Here is a 16677-nt window from a genome sequence, read left to right as displayed (position 1 = left end):
ACGCCGACGGCCGGAGCCACTCCCTCGGGGCTCCGGCCGTCGGCGTGAAACCACGTCAGCGCAACGGGATACCGTGATCGTCCGCTAGGCGGCGCAGATCCTCGATCTCGGCGGTGAGGGTGTCGGCGAGGTAGTCGTCACCGGCGCTCCTGGCTTCCCGAAGACCCTTGTAAGCCTGGTCGAGGCGGCTTTCGATCGTGGTCGTGAACTCGCCCATCTCACCTACTCTCTCAGGGGTTCGATTCGTGCGGGGCGAAGGCCCACCCGCCCGTGCGGAGCCCGAAGGGGGACACGGGCGCATGGGTGTCTCGCAGGCATACCCAGACCGCTCGGCGTCCGAAACATGGAATTCCCTGTGGGCTGCGTCACCTGTCCCTGGACATGCCTTACCGTGCGCTTATCGAAGCGAGGGGCACAATGAGTCATCAGAACCAGAGGAAGGTGTGGCAGCGTGCGCGTACTGGTGGTCGAGGATGAGAAGGTTCTCGCCGACGCTATCGCGACCGGGCTGCGGCGCGAGGCCATGGCCGTGGACGTCGCCTACGACGGCGGCGGGGCGCTCGAACGCACCTCCTACATCGACTACGACGTGATCGTGCTCGACCGTGACCTGCCGGTCGTGCACGGCGACGAGGTCTGCCGCCGCCTGGTCGGGCAGCGCACCGCGTCGCGGATCCTGATGCTGACCGCCTCGGGCGACGTGGACGACAAGGTGGAGGGGCTCGGTCTGGGCGCCGACGACTACCTCGCCAAGCCGTTCGTGTTCGTCGAGCTGGTGGCCCGGGTGCGGGCGCTCGGCCGCCGGTCGGCGCCGGCCCTGCCGCCCGTGCTGGAGCGCTCCGGCATCCGGCTCGACCCGGGCAAGCGGCTCGTGGAGCGCGACGGCCGGGAGATCGTGCTGACCAAGAAGGAGTTCGCCGTCCTGGAGGAGCTGCTGCGCGCCGAGGGCGCGGTGGTCAGCCAGGAGGACCTGCTCGACAAGGCATGGGACGAGAACATCGACCCGTTCACGAACGTGGTGCGGGTGACCATGATGACGCTGCGGAAGAAGCTGGGCGAGCCTCAGGTGATCGAGACCGTCCCCGGCGTGGGGTACAAGTTGTGACAGAACCGTCGGATCGGGAGCCGGGCCGTGAGTCGGTGCCGACGCATCCGATGATCAGCCCGCACTCGGCGCGGGCCGCCAGGCAGGGGCCGCCGCCCCCGCCGAGCGGGCCGCCCGCCTGGGACGGCCCGCCGCCGCCCGAGTACGGCCCGGTGAAGCACGACCCGGCGGCGGGCATCAAGGGTCTGACCGGGAAGGTCAGCATCCGCTGGCGGCTCACGCTCACCTACAGCGCGATGTTCTTCACGGCCGGCGCGATGCTGCTCGTGGTCATGTACTTCATCATCCGCTCGACGCTCTACACCGGGTTCGAGTTCCAGCTCCAGGTGCCCGGCTACATCTCCCCAGAGTTCGCGGCCGACCTGCAGCAGCAGGTGCAGCTGCTGCGGGTGAACCAGATCAGTGAGGTGCTGGACACCCTGGTCAGGCAGTCGATCCTGGTGCTGCTCGGCGTCGGCATCCTGGCGGTCATCCTCGGCTACTTCGTGGCCGACCGGGCCCTGCGGCCCGTCACCCAGATGACCGCGACCGCGCGCAAGCTCTCCGAGAGCACGCTGGCCCACCAGCGCATCGGCCTGGAAGGCCCGGACGACGAGCTGAAGGAGCTCGCCGACACCTTCGACGACATGCTCACCCGGCTCAACGTGGCCTTCGACACCCAGCGCCGGTTCGTCGCCAACGCCTCACACGAGCTGCGCACGCCGCTGACCATCAACAGGACGGTGCTGGAGATCGCGCTGTCCGACCCGGAGGCGTCCGAGGATCTCAAGGCGCTCGGCCGTACCCTCCTGGAGGTCAACGCGCGCAACGAGAAGCTCATCGAGGGCCTGCTGCTGCTGGCCAGGAGCGAGCGCGAGCTCGCGGTGCGCAAGCCGGTGGACGTCAAGGAGGTCGCGCAGACGGCCGTGGACCAGGTGACGCCGTTCGCCGCGGAGCACGGCGTCACGCTCACCACCGAACTGGTAAGCACCCCTACCATCGGCGATCCGGTGCTCCTCGAACGGTCGGTCAGCAATCTGCTGGAGAACGCCGTCAAGTACAACCTTCCCGAAAACGGAAAAGTCTGGATCCGTACGGGAATGGTGGACGGGGCCTTGGTTGTTCAGGTGGCCAACACGGGGCAGCATGTCCCGGCGTACGAGGTGAACAGCCTGTTCGAACCGTTCAGGAGGCTCAACGCCGACCGGGTGGATTCGGCCAAGGGAGCGGGTCTCGGGCTGTCCATCGTCCGTGCTGTGGTGCAGGCTCACGGCGGCAACGTCAACGCGGTGCCGCGGGAGGGTGGCGGACTAGTGGTGACGATCCGGCTGCCGCGACGTTGATCCGGCGTGTTGCCCCACGGGGGGCGTCTCGTTCGCGTCGCACATGTGGTTGGATGTGCCGTCGAACACGGTGGCGCATGACGCCAAGGCTGTGGGTTTCGCCATATTTGGCTAACCACTGCCGTCGGCAGCAGGCCCTGACGTGTTGGGAGGTTCGTCGTCCGTTTCCTCGGGGTACCGAGAGGAAATCTCCCCGGCGGAACGGGCACAAGATGAGCTTCCCGGACGTTAGAACACGCGCGATGAGCGCGAACACATATTGATGAGGGGGATGGAGTAAGCACGATGGCTACCGACTACGACAGCCCGCGCAAGACCGACGACGACCTGGGCGAAGACAGCCTCCAGGAACTCCAGGCGCGGCGCACTGACAAGTCGTCTGGCAGCATCGACATCGACGAGACCGACCTGGCCGAGTCGCTGGAGCTGCCCGGTGCGGATCTGTCGAACGAAGAGCTCAGCCTGCGCGTGATCCCGCGTCAGGCTGACGAGTTCACCTGCGCGCGCTGCTTCCTGGTGCACCACCGCAGCCAGCTGGCCTCGGAGAAGAACGGCCAGCAGATCTGCCGGGAGTGCGCCGCCTGATAAGGAGGCATACGCGTGGCATCACCTGATCGACACTCAGAAGACGAGGCCGCCGACCCCGGTCAAGAGGTCGGCGAACTCGTGGGCAGGCTCACCCAGCCGGGTGAGCTCGAACCGGCCGAGCGGCGCAAACTGCTCGGCCGACTCACACGCGCGCTTTCCGTGGGCGCGGCGAGAGCCAGGAAGTCCGGCGCCGGCCGCGGCCGATGGCTGGCCGACGTCTTCCTCAACATCGCGCCCCGCATCCCGATCAGGGACCTGCACACGCTCTCCCAGCACCACCAGGGCCTGACCGGCGAGGAGCTCGCCGACGACCTGGTACGCACCGCCATGAAGGGCACGATGACGGTCGGCGCCATCGGCGGCGCGGTCGCGGCGGCCGAGTTCGCCGCTCCTCCTCTCCTCCTCTCCGCCCCCGCCCAGCTCGTCGCCGAGACCATCGTGGTGGCCGCCATCGAGGTCAAGCTCCTCGCCGAGCTGCACGAGGTGTACGGGGTGCACGTCGACGGCACCGGCGCCCAGCGCGCGATCGCCTTCACCGCCGCCTGGGCCAAGCAGCGCGGGATCGACCCGCTGGCCCCCTCCTCGGTGACGCTGGCGCTCGGCGCCGCGACCAAGACCGCGCTGCGCAACCGCCTGCTGAGGGTCCTCGGGCGCCACCTGACCACGTTCGGCCCGTTCCTCACCGGCGCCGTGGCCGGCGGCACGCTCAACCGCATGGCCACCAAGAAGCTCGCCGCCGCCATCCGCGACGACCTGCGGGTCAAGACGCTGCCGCCCGGCCAGGAGCGCGGGCGCTTAGGCCCGTAGCCCGCCGAACCTCCGCACGTCCCCCTGTAGCCCGCCCCCGCTCATCTCAGCTCCCTGCTCCGCCCCCTGAACTCCGCCACCACCTTGCCGTCCGCCCTGCGCACCGTGACGTCGTAGACGCCGCTGCGCCCGTAGCGGGTGCGCTCGGCGGCCTCGGCCACCAGCACGTCGCCCTCACGGACGGGCGAGACGAAGGTGATGTCGGCTCCGCCCGCGACCGTGACGGCGCCGTAGGTGTTGCACGCGCACGCGAACGCCGTGTCGGCCAGCAGGAACACGTAGCCGCCGTGACAGAGCGCGTGCCCGTTGATCATCTGACCGGTGACCTTCATCCGGCACACGGCCCGGCCGGGATCCAGCTCGACCAGCTCGATGCCGAGCGCGGCGGAGGCGGTGTCGTCGTCCATCATGCGACGCGCGGTCTCCAATGGACCCTCCCGATTACCGACCGACTGTTCGGTAATCACTTCACGCCTGACGGCCCCTGTCAAGCACGCGGGCCGTCACCCGTCGACTTCGAAGAGGATCGGCGGGAAGAAGCGGATGATGGCCGGGTATGTCCTAGCTGCCGTCGCCTGACCGGGAGGGACCATGGCCAAGCCGTTCGCCTCGTCGGCGGACCTCGCCGACAAGACGCGCTCCTTCGAGGAACTGGCCGAAGGCGTGTACGCGCTGACCGCCGAGGGCGACCCCAACGTCGGAGCCGTCGAGGGCGAGGACTTCCTCGTCTGCTTCGAGGCCATGGCCACCCCCGTGGCCGCCCGCGAATGGCTGGCGCTGCTGCGCGAGCACACCGGCAAACCGGTCCGCTACCTGGTCCTGTCCCACTACCACGCGGTGCGGGTGCTGGGCGCGTCGGCGTTCGGCGCGGACGTGATCGTCGCGCACGAGAAGACCCGCGAACTGATCGCCGAGCGCGGAGCGGAGGACTGGGCCAGCGAGTACGCCCGCATGCCCCGGCTGTTCAAGGAGCCCGCTTCGATCCCCGGCCTGACCTGGCCGACGCTCACCTTCGGAGACCGGCTCACCATCGACCTCGGCGGCGGGCGCGGCCGGCTGGAGCTGCACCACTGCGGGCGCGGCCACACCGAGGGCGACCTGGTGGCCTGGCTGCCGGAGCAGCGCGTGATGTTCGCCGGCGACCTGGTCGAGTCGCGGGCCGCCCTCTACACCGGCGACGCCTTCCACCGCGCATGGGCGTCGGCGACGCTGGACCGGGTGGCCTCGTTCGGCGCGCGGACGCTGGTCGGCGGCAGGGGAGAGGTGGCGCGCGGCCGGTCGGAGGTCGACGCGGCCATCGCCCAGACCCGCGAGTTCCTGCGGGTCATGCTGCGTGAGGTCGGCGCGGCCCACGAGCGCGGCGGCACGCTCAAGGAGGCGTTCCAGGCCGCGCACCGGGCGCTCGAACCCCGCTACGGCGCCTGGCCGATCTTCGAGCACTGCATGCCGTTCAACGTCTCCCGGCTGTGGGACGAGCTGGACGGGGTCGAGCGGCCGCGCGTCTGGACGGCGGAGCGCGACCGCGAGGTGTGGGCGCGGCTCCAGAGCTGAGGAGGGCCGATGCAGGACGCGCAGGTCATCGTGGTCGGCGCCGGGCCGGTGGGGCAGACCGCGGCGCTGCTGCTGGCCCGCTGGGGGGTGCGGGTGCTGGTCCTCGACGGGCGGCCGGGGCGCGAGCCTGCCGGGTCGAAGTCGATCTGCCAGCAGCGCGACGTGCTCGACATCTGGGCGGCCTGCGGCGCCGGCCGGATCGCGGAGGAGGGCCTGGCCTGGACCACGGCCCGCACGTACTACCGGGGCGAGGAGCTGTTCTCCTGGACCTTCGACGGCGGGCCGGGGCTGCCCGCGTGCGTGAACATCTCGCAGACCCGCACCGAGCAGATCCTCGACGCGGCGCTCGCCGCCCAGCCGCTGGCCGAGGTGCGGTGGGACCACCGGGTCACCGGTCTCGAACAGGACGACGGCGGCGTCACCGTGCGCTGCGGCGACCGCGTGCTGCGCGCCCCGTACGCGGTGGTCTGCGCGGGCGCCCGCGGCCAGGCGCTGCGGCAGGCGCTCGGGGTGACGTTCGACGGCGAGACGTTCGACGACCAGTTCCTCATCTGCGACGTCCGCGCCGACCTGCCCGGCTGGGAGCACGAGCGGCGCTTCCACTTCGACCCGGTGTGGAACCCCGGCCGCCAGGTGCTCGTCCACCCCTGCCCCGGCTCCACCTACCGCGTCGACTGGCAGATCCCGCCGCACGCCGTGCCCACCGGTGAGGAGGTGGCGCGGAAGATCCGGGCGATCGTCGGCGACCGCGACTACGAGCTGCTGTGGCAGACGACCTACCGCTTCCACTCGCGCATCGCCTCGCGGATGCGGGCCGGGCGGGTGCTGCTGGCGGGCGACTGCGCCCACCTGGTCGCGCCGTTCGGGGCGCGCGGCCTGAACTCCGGGGTGCCCGACGCCGAGAACGCCGCGTGGAAACTCGCGTTCGTGCTCAACGGGTGGGCGCCGGAGGAGCTGCTGGAGACGTACCACGACGAGCGGCACGCCGCCGCCCGCGAGAACCTGGAGGTCACGGCGGCCACCATGCGCTTCCTCGCGCCCCGTACGGACGAGGAGCGGGCGCGCAGGCGTGCGGCGCTGGAGACCGCGCTGGCCACCGGGCGGGCCGACGGCGTCGACTCCGGGCGGTTCGCCGAGCCCTTCTGGTACGTGGACTCGCCGCTCACGACCCCCGACCCCGGCCGGCCGTTCGCGGGCAGGCCGCCCAAGGGCGCGCTGTGCGATCCCTGCCCCGGCGTGATCGTGCCCGACGTGCCGGTGCCCGGGGGGCGGCTGCGCGAGTTCTGCCGCGACGGTTTCCTGGTACTCCTGGGCGAAATGTGTGATTCGGGTTTGTTTGCGCAGGTCCTGGGCAAGGTCTGTACGGCGCCGCTCGTCGTCCGCGAGCTCGCGGAGGTGGATGGGTCGGGCGTGCTCGCTGAGAGGCTCGGCGCCAGACCCGATGAGGCGTGGCTGATCAGGCCCGATGCCCATATCGCCGCGATCGTCCCCCATGCGGGGCCGGACTCGGTGGTGGCCGCTGTGAGGCGCGCTTCGCGCCTTCCGTGACAGTGAGTCAAGGAGGAATTGGGTGGTTGGCCGTAGTTCGTTTCTGATCGTCGCGAACCGGTTGCCCGTCGACCGGGTCGTCGAGCAAGACGGAACGGCCTCGTGGCGCCGGAGCCCTGGTGGTCTCGTCACCGCCATCGCGCCGGTCATGCAGCGTCGCCACGGCGCCTGGCTGGGCTGGCCCGGGGCGCCGGACGAGGAGCTGGAGCCGTTCGAGCAGGACGGGATGAACCTCATCTCGATCCCGCTGACGGCCGAGGAGATCGAGCTCTACTACGAGGGTTTCTCCAACGCGACGCTCTGGCCGCTCTACCACGACGTGGTGGCGCCGCCGGTGTTCGAGCGGTCGATGTGGGAGGCGTACCGGGCGGTCAACGAGCGCTTCGCCCGCGCGGCGGCCGCGCACGCCGAGCAAGGCGCGGTCGTGTGGGTGCAGGACTACCAGCTGCAGCTCGTGCCCGCCATGCTGCGCGAGCTCAGACCCGACCTGCGCATCGGCTTCTTCCTGCACATCCCGTTCCCGCCCGTCGAGCTGTTCTGGCAGCTGCCGTGGCGGCGCGAGCTGGTCCAGGGTCTGCTCGGCGCCGACCTGGTCGGCTTCCAGCTGCCCGGCGGGGCCGCGAACTTCCGCCGGTTGTGCCGCAGGCTGCTCGGCGTCCCGTACAAGGGCAGTGAGATCTTCCTGGAGGACCGGATCGTCCGCACGCAGGCGTTCCCGATCAGCGTGGACTTCGGCGAGCTGGACGAGATGGTGCGCCGGCCGGAGGTGGTCTCGCGCGCCAAGGAGATCAGGATGGAGCTGGGCGACCCCGAGCACGTGCTGCTCGGCGTGGACCGGCTCGACTACACCAAGGGCATCGGGCAGCGCCTGGAGGCGTTCGGCGAGCTGCTCAAGGACGGCCGGATCACCCCCGGCGAGGCGGTGTTCGTGCAGATCGCCACGCCCAGCCGGGAGCGGGTGGAGGAATACAGGCGCCTGCGCGACGACATCGAGCTGCAGGTGGGGCGGATCAACGGCGAGACCTCGGAGTTCGGCAGCCAGCCGATCCAGTACTTCCACCAGTCGTACCCGAAGGACGAGCTGGCCGCGCTCTACCTGGCGGCCGACGTCATGGTGGTCACGCCGCTGCGCGACGGGATGAACCTGGTCGCCAAGGAGTACGTCGCCTGCCACCACGACCTGAACGGCGCGCTGGTGCTCAGCGAGTTCGCCGGGGCGGCCGACGAGCTGCGCCAGGCGTTCCTGGTCAACCCGTACGACGTGGAGGACCTCAAGCGCCAGATGCTCGCCGCCATGCGGGCCACGCCGCACGAGCTGGCCCGGCGGATGCGTACGATGCGCCGCCGGGTCGCCACCTACGACGTGGACCGCTGGGCCAGCGAGTTTCTCAGCTCTCTGGAGTCACCGTCCGCTTCAGAGCCCGCCATGAGTCGTAGCGCTTCTTGGCCGTCCGGTTGACCACGATCTGCGCGACGGACATGCCGACGCCCATCACGACGGCGTAGCCGATCGCCTCACCCATGCTGACCTCGGGGGAGTCTGGGTCGATAGGCGGCTCCTTGCCGGTCGCCTTCACCCAGGCGAACCCGAGCAGCTTCCTGGCGGCCCAGGCTGTCACCAGCCCCACCAGGCCCCCGACGACTCGCCAGGCGATGTCGGGCTTGTCATCCGCCATGCGATCTCTCCTTCCCCTTTGTAACGAACCCTAGTCTGTGCCGCTTCGAGGCCCCGGCAAGCCGTACCATAAGGAGGCATGACTCAGCAGCGACTACGCCATGCGTCCATGCCCGAGAAACCCTCTCTCGACGGCCTGGAGCAGGTATGGGTAGCCCGCTGGGAAGAGCAGGGCACCTACCGGTTCGACCGGTCGAGGCCGCGCGAGCAGGTCTACTCGATCGACACGCCGCCGCCCACCGTCTCCGGCTCCCTGCACGTCGGTCACGTCTTCTCCTTCACCCACACCGACATCATGGCCCGCTACCAGCGCATGATCGGCAAGTCGGTGTTCTACCCGATCGGCTGGGACGACAACGGCCTGCCCACCGAGCGCCGCGTCCAGAACGTCTACGGCGTGCGCTGCGATCCGTCGTTGCCGTACGACCCCGACTTCGTGCCACCGGAGAAGCCCGGCAAACGTGAGGTCTCCATTTCCCGGCGCAACTTCGTGGAGCTCTGCCACAAGCTGACGGAGATCGACGAGCGGGCGTTCGAGGAGGTGTGGCGGCGGGTCGGCCTGTCGGTCGACTGGTCGCTGCTCTACACCACGATCAGCGACGAGTCGCGCCGGGTGTCGCAGCGGGCGTTCCTGCGCAACCTGCGGCGCGGCGAGGCCTACCTCGCCGAGGCGCCGACGCTGTGGGACGTCACCTTCCGCACCGCCGTCGCCCAGGCCGAGCTGGAGGACCGCGAGTGGCCCGGCGCCTTCCACAAGATCTCGTTCTACGGCGAGAAGGGGCCGGTCTGGATCGAGACGACCCGGCCTGAGCTGATCCCGGCCTGCGTGGCGCTGGTCGCCCACCCCGACGACGAGCGCTACCGGTCGCTGGTCGGCACGTCCGTGCTCACCCCGCTGTTCGGCGCCGAGGTGCCGGTGCTGGCCCACCACCTGGCCGAGCCCGACAAGGGCACCGGCATCGCGATGATCTGCACGTTCGGCGACGTCACCGACGTGACCTGGTGGCGCGAGCTCGACCTGCCGACCCGCCCGGTCATCGGCTGGGACGGCCGGCTGCTGCCCGAGCCGCCCGAGGGCGTCGAGACCGACCCCTACAAGGAGCTGGCCGGCAAGACCGTCCACAGCGCCCGCGAGCGGATCGTGGAGCTGCTGCGCGAGTCCGGCGATCTGGAGGGCGACCCGCGGCCGGTGCGGCGGCCGGTCAAGTTCTACGAGCGCGGCGACAAGCCGCTCGAGATCGTCACCACCCGCCAGTGGTACATCCGCAACGGCGGGCGCGACGAGGCGCTGCGCGAGCGGCTGCTGGAGCGGGGTCGCGAGCTGGCCTGGCACCCTCCGCACATGCGGGCCCGCTACGACAACTGGGTGGGCGGCCTGGCCGGTGACTGGCTGATCTCCCGTCAGCGGTTCTTCGGCGTGCCGTTCCCCGTCTGGTATCCACTCGACCAGGACGGGCAGCCGGTCTACGACGAGCCGATCCTGCCGCCGGAGGAGGCGCTGCCGGTCGACCCGTCGTCCGACGCCCCGCCCGGCTACGCCGAGGAGCTGCGGGGCATGCCCGGCGGCTTCATGGCCGACCCCGACGTCATGGACACCTGGGCGACCTCGTCGCTCACGCCGCAGATCGCCGGGCGCTGGGAGACCGACGACGACCTGTTCCGCCGGGTGTTCCCGGCCGACCTGCGCCCGCAGTCCCACGAGATCATCCGCACCTGGCTGTTCGCCACCGTCGTCAGGTCCCACCTGGAGTTCGGCGGCCTGCCCTGGAGCGACGTGGCCATCTCCGGGTGGATCCTCGACCCCGACCGCAAGAAGATGTCCAAGTCCAAGGGCAACGTGGTCACCCCGATGGACCTGCTGGAGCAGCACGGCTCCGACGCGGTCCGCTACTGGGCGGCCAACGGGCGCTACGGCGTCGACACGGCCTTCGACGCCGGACAGCTCAAGATCGGGCGCCGGCTGGCCATCAAGATCCTCAACGCGTCGAAGTTCGTGCTCGGGCTCGGCGAGGGCGGCGGCGAGGTCACCGAGCCGGTCGACCTGTCGATGCTCGCGGCGCTGTCCGGCGCGGTGCGCGAGGCCACCGAGGCCTTCGGCGGCTACGACCACACGCGGGCGCTGGAGGTCGCCGAGCGGTTCTTCTGGACCTTCTGCGACGACTACCTGGAGCTGGTCAAGGCCAGGGCGTACGGGAGCGACGCGGCGGCGGCGTCGGCCCACGAGGCGCTGCGCCGCGCGCTCGACGTGCAGCTGCGGCTGTTCGCGCCGTTCCTGCCGTTCGTCACCGAAGAGGTGTGGTCCTGGTGGCGCGAGGGCTCGGTGCACGGCGCCGCCTGGCCGGAGCCCGGGGCCGTCGCGGGCGACCCTGCGGTGCTGGAGGCCGCCTCCGAGGTGCTCCGCCAGGTGCGCAAGGCCAAGTCCGAGGCCAAGCAGTCGATGCGGGCGGAGGTGTCCAGGCTCACGGTGACCTCGCCCAGGGCCGGGCTGGTCCGGCTCGCCCAGGACGACCTGTGCGGCGCCGGGCACGTCGAGGAGTTCGTGCTGGAGCACGGCGAGGAGACCTCGATCGAGGTGGAGCTGGGCTGACGCGGGAGTTTCCCCGCGGGCGGGGTCGCCGCGGGAGGAATACGGGGCGGTCGATAGGCGCGCGTCCCGCGCTTGGACGTGCCAGTCTTGGAGTGTGCTGAGCGACCGCCCCACCAAACTCGTGCCGCCCGTGCTGGCCAAGATGGCGGCCTGGAGCCTGTGCCTGATCCTCACCGGCGTGGTCGTCTTCTACTTCGTCCAGATCATCGCCCGGCTCAGCTTCGTGGTGCTGCCCGTGGCGATCGCCCTGCTGCTGACCGCGCTGCTCTTCCCGATGACCAGGAGCCTGCGCCAGGCGGGCATGCGGCCCATCTACGCCACCTGGCTCACCATGATCGCGGCCCTGGCGGTCCTGGCCGGCACCGGCTGGCTCGTCGGGGCCCGCGCCACCGACGAGTTCCCCAACCTGGTCAAGCAGGTCCAGGCCACGGTGGGCGAAGTGCAGGAATGGCTCGTGACCGGGCCGCTCCACCTGCAGCAGACGCAGATCACCCAGTACTTCAACGAGGTGGTCGCCCTCATCGAGGCCCAGCGCACGGCCATCACCGGCACGGTGCTGACCGCCGGGGCCGTGGCCGTCGAGGTGCTCGCCTCCATCGTGCTGCTGCTGTTCGTCACGTTCTTCCTGCTCAAGGACGGCGACCGGATCTGGGGCTGGTTCCTCAAGGGCTTCGGGCGGATGTCGCCGCGGGTCGACAGGGCGGGCCGGGCCGCGTGGAGCACGCTCTCCCACTACGTGCAGGGCAGCGTGCTCGTCGCCGCCGTGCACGGCGTGGTCATGGGCATCGTGCTGGCCGGCATGGGGGTGCCGCTCTGGGCGCCGCTGGCCGTGCTGATCTTCCTGGCCAGCTTCATCCCGATCGTCGGCATCTTCTTCGCCGGCACCGTCGCCACCCTGGTCACGCTCGGAGCCAAGGGCATCGTGTACGCGCTCATCTTCGTCGGCATCCTGGTGGTCGAGCAGCAGCTGGAGAACCACGTGCTGCAGCCCCTCATCGTGGGGCGGGCGCTGAAGTTCCACCCGCTGGCGATCATCCTGGCGCTGTCGGTGGGCGGCATCCTGGCGGGCATCGCCGGGGCCGTGGTGGCCGTGCCGGTGGCCGCGGTCATCTACCGGGCGCTCCCCGAGCTGATGACCGACCTGCCGGCGCTTCCACCACCCTCCATGGTGGCGGTCGCCCCGCCGGTCGCCGCCGGCTCGGAGCTGCCCGGCGCCCCGGCCGGCTCCCAAGGACCCGCCGACGACGGGAAACCCGGTGCGGCGGGACGATCCGGTGCTGACAGCGAGTAATCTCATCACCCGTGACCCGCTCCACCCTGACCACCCCGCCACCCGGCGCCGAGCCCCCGAAGACGCACCCTGACGGGCCGTCCGCGGGCGGCTCGCTCGGCTCCCACTTCAGCCGCTGCTTCGGCTGCGGCGACGACCACCCCACCGGTCTCCACATCGCCGCCGTCACCCCCGACGGCGCGAGCGTCGAGGCCGCGTTCACCGTGGGGGAGTCGCACCAGGGCGCGCCCGGGCTGGCGCACGGCGGCGTGCTCGCCAGCGCCATGGACGAGGTCATCGGAATGTCCATCTGGCTGCTCCGTAAGCCCTATGTCACGGCACGGCTGGAGACCGACTACCTTCTCCCCGTTCCCGTCGGCACGACACTCCACCTGCGCGCCTGGTGCACCGGGATAGCGGGCAGGAAGGCGTACCTTGAGGCTGAGGGGCGCGTGGGCGCCCCGGGCGGCCCGGTCGCCGTCCGGGCGGCGGCGCTGTTCATCGAGGTGGACATGACGCACTTCGCCGAACACGGCGACCTCGCGGCCCTGCAGGCCGAACACCAGGACTACGAGGTGAACCCGTGAGCGAGCCGGAGGTTCTCATCCAGCGGCTCGACCCCGGCCTGCCGCTGCCCTCCTACGCCCATCCCGGCGACGCCGGCGCCGACCTCTACGCCGCCGAGGACGCCGAGCTGCTGCCGGGCGAGCGGGCCGTCATCCGGACCGGCGTGGCGATCGCGCTGCCCGACGGCTACGCCGCGTTCGTGCATCCCCGCTCGGGGCTGGCCGCGCGCCACGGCGTCACGCTGGTGAACGCCCCCGGCACGGTCGACGCCGGCTACCGCGGCGAGATCAAGGTCACCTTGATCAACACCGACGCGAAGGAGCCCTTCAGGCTGCGCCGCGGCGACCGGATGGCCCAGCTCGTCTTCCAGCGGGTGGAGACGGCGGCCTTCCGTGAGGTCGGCGAGCTGCCCGGGTCGGCGCGGGGCAGGGGCGGCCACGGTTCCACAGGACGTTGATACAGGGAGAGTGAGACACAGTGTTCCGTCGTCGCCGTCGTGAGCAGCAGGAGCAGGTGGCCGAGGCGACCGCTCAGGCGCCCACCCGCGAGTCCGGCCCGTGGGACGCCGACGAGCCCCACCCCGACACCGAGCGGATCGACCTGGGCGGCCTGCGGCTGCCCCACAACCCGGCCTTCGACGTCCGCCTGGCTTCGGTGGGCGACCAGCACGTCGGCGTCGTCGTGCTGTGGGAGGAGAGCTCGCTGCAGCTCCAGGCGCTGGCCGCGCCCAAGTCGTCCGGGCTGTGGGAGGAGGTCAGAGCCAAGATCAAGAACGCCGCCAAGACGCTGGAGGAGCGCGAGGGGCCGTTCGGGGCCGAGCTGGTGGGCAAGGTGACCGTGGAGGGCTCCGACAGGGCCGCCCGCTATATGGGCGTCGACGGGTCGCGCTGGTTCCTGCTGGCCGTGGTCAACGGCCGGGCGGCGGTCGACGACGAACTGGCCGCCGCGTTCGTCGACTTCATCAAGGACATCGTGGTGGTGCGCGGCGACGAGCCGATGGCCCGCGAGGAGTCGATCCCGCTGCGCCGTCCGAACGACCAGGCCGCCGCCGAGCAGCCCGAGGTGCGTGAGAACCCCTTCAGACGAGGGCCGGAGATCAGCGAGATTCGCTGATCAGCCCTCATCACATAGGCTGATTCATCATGAGTACGGCAGAGCCTCCCAAACGTGGGGGATTGCGCGGTCTCCTGAGCCGGCTGACCTCCAGCCAGTCCGAGATCGAGGCCCAGGAGCTGCGCGAAGACGCCGACGAGGCCGGCGCCACCCCCATCGCCGCGTGTGGCGGCCGCCGCCGCTTCTGCGTCGCCGGTACGCTACGTACTGTCACCCTGCGCCCGAGAGGCGGGGCGCCCGCGCTCGAAGCCGAGCTCTACGACGGCTCCGACGTGATCGACCTGGTCTGGCTCGGCCGCCGCAAGATCGCCGGCATCGAGCCGGGCCGCCCGGTCAAGGCCGAGGGCCTGGTGAGCATCCAGGACGGACGCAAGGTGATGTTCAATCCGCGATACGAGCTGCGCCCAGGGAGTTGATCAGGTGAGTGCCGAGGCCGGAGAGGCCGCCCACCAGACCGTCGAGGCGGCGGTCCGAGCCCAGCTCGCCAAGGCGTTCGGCGGCGTCCGGGGCATCGCCGAGGCGGCCGTCCCGACGATCGCCTTCACCCTGACCTGGATCATCACCGAAGAGCTCCGCCTGTCGCTCATGATCAGCATCGCGCTGGCGGTGCTGCTCCTGGTCGTCAGGCTGGTGCAGCGGTCGACGCCGCAGTTCGTCATCAACAGCCTGATCGGCATCGCCATCGGCGCGTTCTTCGCCAGCCGTACGGGTGAGGCCAAGGACTACTTCCTGCCCGGCATCCTGTGGAACGGCGCCTACGCGGTCGCGATGCTGGTCTCGATCGTCGCCCGGTGGCCGGTCGTCGGATTCCTCATCGGGTCGGTGACCAACGACCCGGTCGGATGGCGCAAGGACCCGGGCATCGTCAAGCTCTGCACCCGGCTCACCTGGCTGCTCATGCTCCCGTGTGTGGTGCGGGTGGCGGTGCAGCTGCCGGTCTACCTGTTCGGCGGCGGCGACCAGGCGGTGGCGGCGCTGGGCTTCGCGAAGATCGTCATGGGGTGGCCGCTCCAGGTGGCGGCCCTGACGGCGATGGTCTGGGTGCTCGGCCGCGGCCGCACCCCGATCACCCCACCGGCCACCTGAGCCCGCCCTGCCGGGACCCCGCGCTCCATGGCGGGGTCCCGCGCCGGGAGACGGGTCAGTGCTGGGAGAGCAGGCGGGCGAGCTCCTGCTCCACCTCCTGGTTGGCCACGAAGAGCAGCTCATCGCCCGCCTCCAGCGGATCGTCGGCGGTGGGCACCAGCACCCTGCCCTCGCGCAGGATCGCCACCAGCGCCGAGTCAATCGGCCACGGCACCGAGCCCGCCCGCTGGCCCACCACCGGCGCGTCCTCGGCCAGCGTGAGCTCGACCAGGTTGGCCTGACCCTGGCGGAACGTCATCAGCCGCACCAGGTCGCCGACGCTCACCGCCTCCTCGACCAGCGCGCTCAGCAGACGCGGCGTCGAAACGGCCACGTCGACCCCCCACGACTCGTTGAACAACCACTCGTTGTTGGGGTGGTTGATCCGCGCCACCACGCGCGGCACGCCGTACTCGGTCTTGGCCAGCAGCGACACGACGAGGTTGACCTTGTCGTCGCCGGAGGAGGCGACGACCACATGGCAGTTGTTGAGCCCGGCCTCGTCGAGCGAGGCGATCTCGCACGCGTCGGCGAGCAGCCACTCGGCCCGCGGCACACTGTCGATCTTGATCGCTCTGGGGTTGTTGTCGATGAGCAGCACCTCGTGGCCGTTCTCCAGGAGCTCGGCGGCGATGGAGCGGCCGACGGCCCCCGCTCCGGCGATGGCGACCCGCATCAGTCTTCCTCCTCCGGCGCCGCGGCCAGCAGCTTGTTGACCCGGTCCATGTCGCGCTCCGCGGCGATCATGTGGAGGACGTCGCCCTCCTGCACCACCGTCGATCCGGTGATCACCACGGCCTCGCCCATCCGGTTGATGAACGCCGCCCGGGCCCGCGCCCGGTCCTCCAGGTCGACCACGCGGGTGCCGATCCACGCCGGGTTGACGTTCACCTCGGCCAGCACGACCGTGCCGGTCGGGTCGCGCCAGAGCGGCTCGGTGCCCTCCGGCAGGAGGCGGCGCAGGATCTGGTCGGCGGTCCACCGCACGGTGGCCACGGTGGGGATGCCGAGCCGCTGGTAGACCTCGGCCCGGCGCGGGTCGTAGATGCGGGCCACCACGTTGTCGACGCCGAACGTCTCCCGGGCCACCCGGGCGGAGATGATGTTGGAGTTGTCGCCGCTGGAGACGGCCACGTAGGCGGAGGCGGACTCGATGCCGGCCTCGGTGAGCACGTCGCGGTCGAAGCCGATGCCGGTCACCCGGCGGCCGCGGAACCCGGCCCGCAGGCGGCGGAACGCCTGTGGATCGCGGTCGATGATCGCGATCGAGTGGCCGTTGTCCTCGAGGATGTGGGCGAGGGTCGAGCCGACCCGGCCACATCCCATGATCACAATATGCATACTCCCCCGCACTTCGCGGTCATCTGGACGCTCGACACCAGTATGGACCGCGCCGGGCGCTCGCCGTCTGCCTGGATC

General features: G+C 70.7%; 19 protein-coding genes. 14 read left to right on the top strand and 5 right to left on the bottom strand.

Annotated features, from left to right (window positions below; translation table 11 throughout):
* Positions 1-55: 55 nt before the first annotated feature.
* A complete protein-coding gene (locus AB0K05_RS17355) occupies positions 56-217 on the bottom strand; it encodes a hypothetical protein (protein ID WP_187281037.1) in 162 nt (53 codons plus the stop codon).
* A gap of 234 nt (positions 218-451) precedes the next feature.
* Here AB0K05_RS17355 and AB0K05_RS17350 point away from each other — a divergent pair, with 234 nt between their 5' ends.
* The 4 genes from AB0K05_RS17350 to AB0K05_RS17335 all read left to right on the top strand — a co-directional run bounded on the left by AB0K05_RS17350 (position 452) and on the right by AB0K05_RS17335 (position 3822).
* Complete coding sequence (locus tag AB0K05_RS17350; RefSeq protein WP_219543126.1) at positions 452-1105, top strand: response regulator transcription factor; 654 nt, start codon at positions 452-454, stop codon at positions 1103-1105.
* The gene (locus tag AB0K05_RS17345) at positions 1102-2427 is read left to right on the top strand and encodes a HAMP domain-containing sensor histidine kinase (protein WP_333485695.1); all 1326 of its coding nucleotides are present in this window, start codon (positions 1102-1104) and stop codon (positions 2425-2427) included. Before AB0K05_RS17350 ends, AB0K05_RS17345 begins: the two co-directional genes overlap by 4 nt.
* A 285-nt stretch (positions 2428-2712) precedes the next feature.
* Entirely contained in the window at positions 2713-3012 is a 300-nt protein-coding gene (locus AB0K05_RS17340; RefSeq protein ID WP_148030302.1) for a DUF4193 domain-containing protein, read from the top strand.
* A 15-nt stretch (positions 3013-3027) separates the two neighbouring features.
* Positions 3028-3822, top strand: a complete 795-nt coding sequence (locus AB0K05_RS17335) for a hypothetical protein (protein WP_271275911.1) — start codon at positions 3028-3030, stop codon at positions 3820-3822.
* Positions 3823-3863: 41 nt separating this feature from the next.
* Here AB0K05_RS17335 and paaI read toward each other — a convergent pair whose 3' ends face one another.
* Positions 3864-4232, bottom strand: a complete 369-nt coding sequence (gene paaI, locus AB0K05_RS17330) for a hydroxyphenylacetyl-CoA thioesterase PaaI (RefSeq protein ID WP_148034405.1) — start codon at positions 4230-4232, stop codon at positions 3864-3866.
* 181 nt (positions 4233-4413) lie between these two features.
* Here paaI and AB0K05_RS17325 point away from each other — a divergent pair, with 181 nt between their 5' ends.
* From AB0K05_RS17325 to AB0K05_RS17315, 3 genes are read left to right on the top strand one after another with little or no spacing between them, the layout of a single operon-like run.
* Positions 4414-5373 (top strand): MBL fold metallo-hydrolase, encoded by a 960-nt coding sequence (locus AB0K05_RS17325; protein ID WP_271275910.1) that lies wholly within the window; start codon positions 4414-4416, stop codon positions 5371-5373.
* 9 nt (positions 5374-5382) lie between these two features.
* Complete coding sequence (locus tag AB0K05_RS17320; RefSeq protein ID WP_271275909.1) at positions 5383-6921, top strand: FAD-dependent monooxygenase; 1539 nt, start codon at positions 5383-5385, stop codon at positions 6919-6921.
* Between the two features lie 22 nt (positions 6922-6943).
* Positions 6944-8380, top strand: a complete 1437-nt coding sequence (locus AB0K05_RS17315; RefSeq protein WP_148030305.1) for a trehalose-6-phosphate synthase — start codon at positions 6944-6946, stop codon at positions 8378-8380.
* On the opposite strand, the gene AB0K05_RS17310 is transcribed toward AB0K05_RS17315, so the two are convergent.
* Entirely contained in the window at positions 8310-8597 is a 288-nt protein-coding gene (locus tag AB0K05_RS17310) for a DUF4235 domain-containing protein (protein ID WP_148030306.1), read from the bottom strand. The genes AB0K05_RS17315 and AB0K05_RS17310 overlap by 71 nt on opposite strands.
* Before the next feature lie 108 nt (positions 8598-8705).
* Between AB0K05_RS17310 and valS the strand changes: the two genes are divergently transcribed.
* The 7 genes from valS (at position 8706) to AB0K05_RS17275 (ending at position 15219) form a co-directional block, all read left to right on the top strand.
* Positions 8706-11183 (top strand): valine--tRNA ligase, encoded by a 2478-nt coding sequence (valS, locus tag AB0K05_RS17305; protein WP_271275908.1) that lies wholly within the window; start codon positions 8706-8708, stop codon positions 11181-11183.
* Between the two features lie 94 nt (positions 11184-11277).
* On the top strand, positions 11278-12474 hold the full coding sequence (locus AB0K05_RS17300; protein ID WP_364230027.1) for an AI-2E family transporter: 1197 nt from the start codon (positions 11278-11280) through the stop codon (positions 12472-12474).
* Positions 12475-12485: 11 nt separating this feature from the next.
* Complete coding sequence (locus tag AB0K05_RS17295; protein ID WP_148030309.1) at positions 12486-13040, top strand: PaaI family thioesterase; 555 nt, start codon at positions 12486-12488, stop codon at positions 13038-13040.
* The gene (gene dut, locus AB0K05_RS17290; protein WP_364230025.1) at positions 13037-13477 is read left to right on the top strand and encodes a dUTP diphosphatase; all 441 of its coding nucleotides are present in this window, start codon (positions 13037-13039) and stop codon (positions 13475-13477) included. The genes AB0K05_RS17295 and dut overlap by 4 nt, the downstream gene beginning before the upstream one ends.
* Before the next feature lie 20 nt (positions 13478-13497).
* Positions 13498-14133, top strand: a complete 636-nt coding sequence (locus AB0K05_RS17285; RefSeq protein ID WP_271275905.1) for a DUF3710 domain-containing protein — start codon at positions 13498-13500, stop codon at positions 14131-14133.
* 29 nt (positions 14134-14162) lie between these two features.
* Positions 14163-14549 (top strand): OB-fold nucleic acid binding domain-containing protein, encoded by a 387-nt coding sequence (locus tag AB0K05_RS17280; RefSeq protein ID WP_148030311.1) that lies wholly within the window; start codon positions 14163-14165, stop codon positions 14547-14549.
* A 4-nt stretch (positions 14550-14553) separates the two neighbouring features.
* Positions 14554-15219 (top strand): DUF3159 domain-containing protein, encoded by a 666-nt coding sequence (locus AB0K05_RS17275; RefSeq protein WP_364230022.1) that lies wholly within the window; start codon positions 14554-14556, stop codon positions 15217-15219.
* Positions 15220-15274: 55 nt separating this feature from the next.
* Here AB0K05_RS17275 and AB0K05_RS17270 read toward each other — a convergent pair whose 3' ends face one another.
* Positions 15275-15934: a TrkA family potassium uptake protein gene (locus AB0K05_RS17270; RefSeq protein ID WP_364230020.1), complete on the bottom strand. Its 660-nt coding sequence runs from the start codon at positions 15932-15934 to the stop codon at positions 15275-15277.
* Positions 15934-16599, bottom strand: a complete 666-nt coding sequence (locus tag AB0K05_RS17265; protein ID WP_364230019.1) for a TrkA family potassium uptake protein — start codon at positions 16597-16599, stop codon at positions 15934-15936. The genes AB0K05_RS17270 and AB0K05_RS17265 overlap by 1 nt, the downstream gene beginning before the upstream one ends.
* Positions 16600-16677 lie beyond the last annotated feature (78 nt).

The organism is Nonomuraea sp. NPDC049486, from assembly GCF_040676925.1.
GTDB classification, from domain to species: Bacteria; Actinomycetota; Actinomycetes; order Streptosporangiales; family Streptosporangiaceae; genus Nonomuraea; species Nonomuraea ferruginea.
This window is presented reverse-complemented; position numbering and strand designations above follow the sequence as displayed.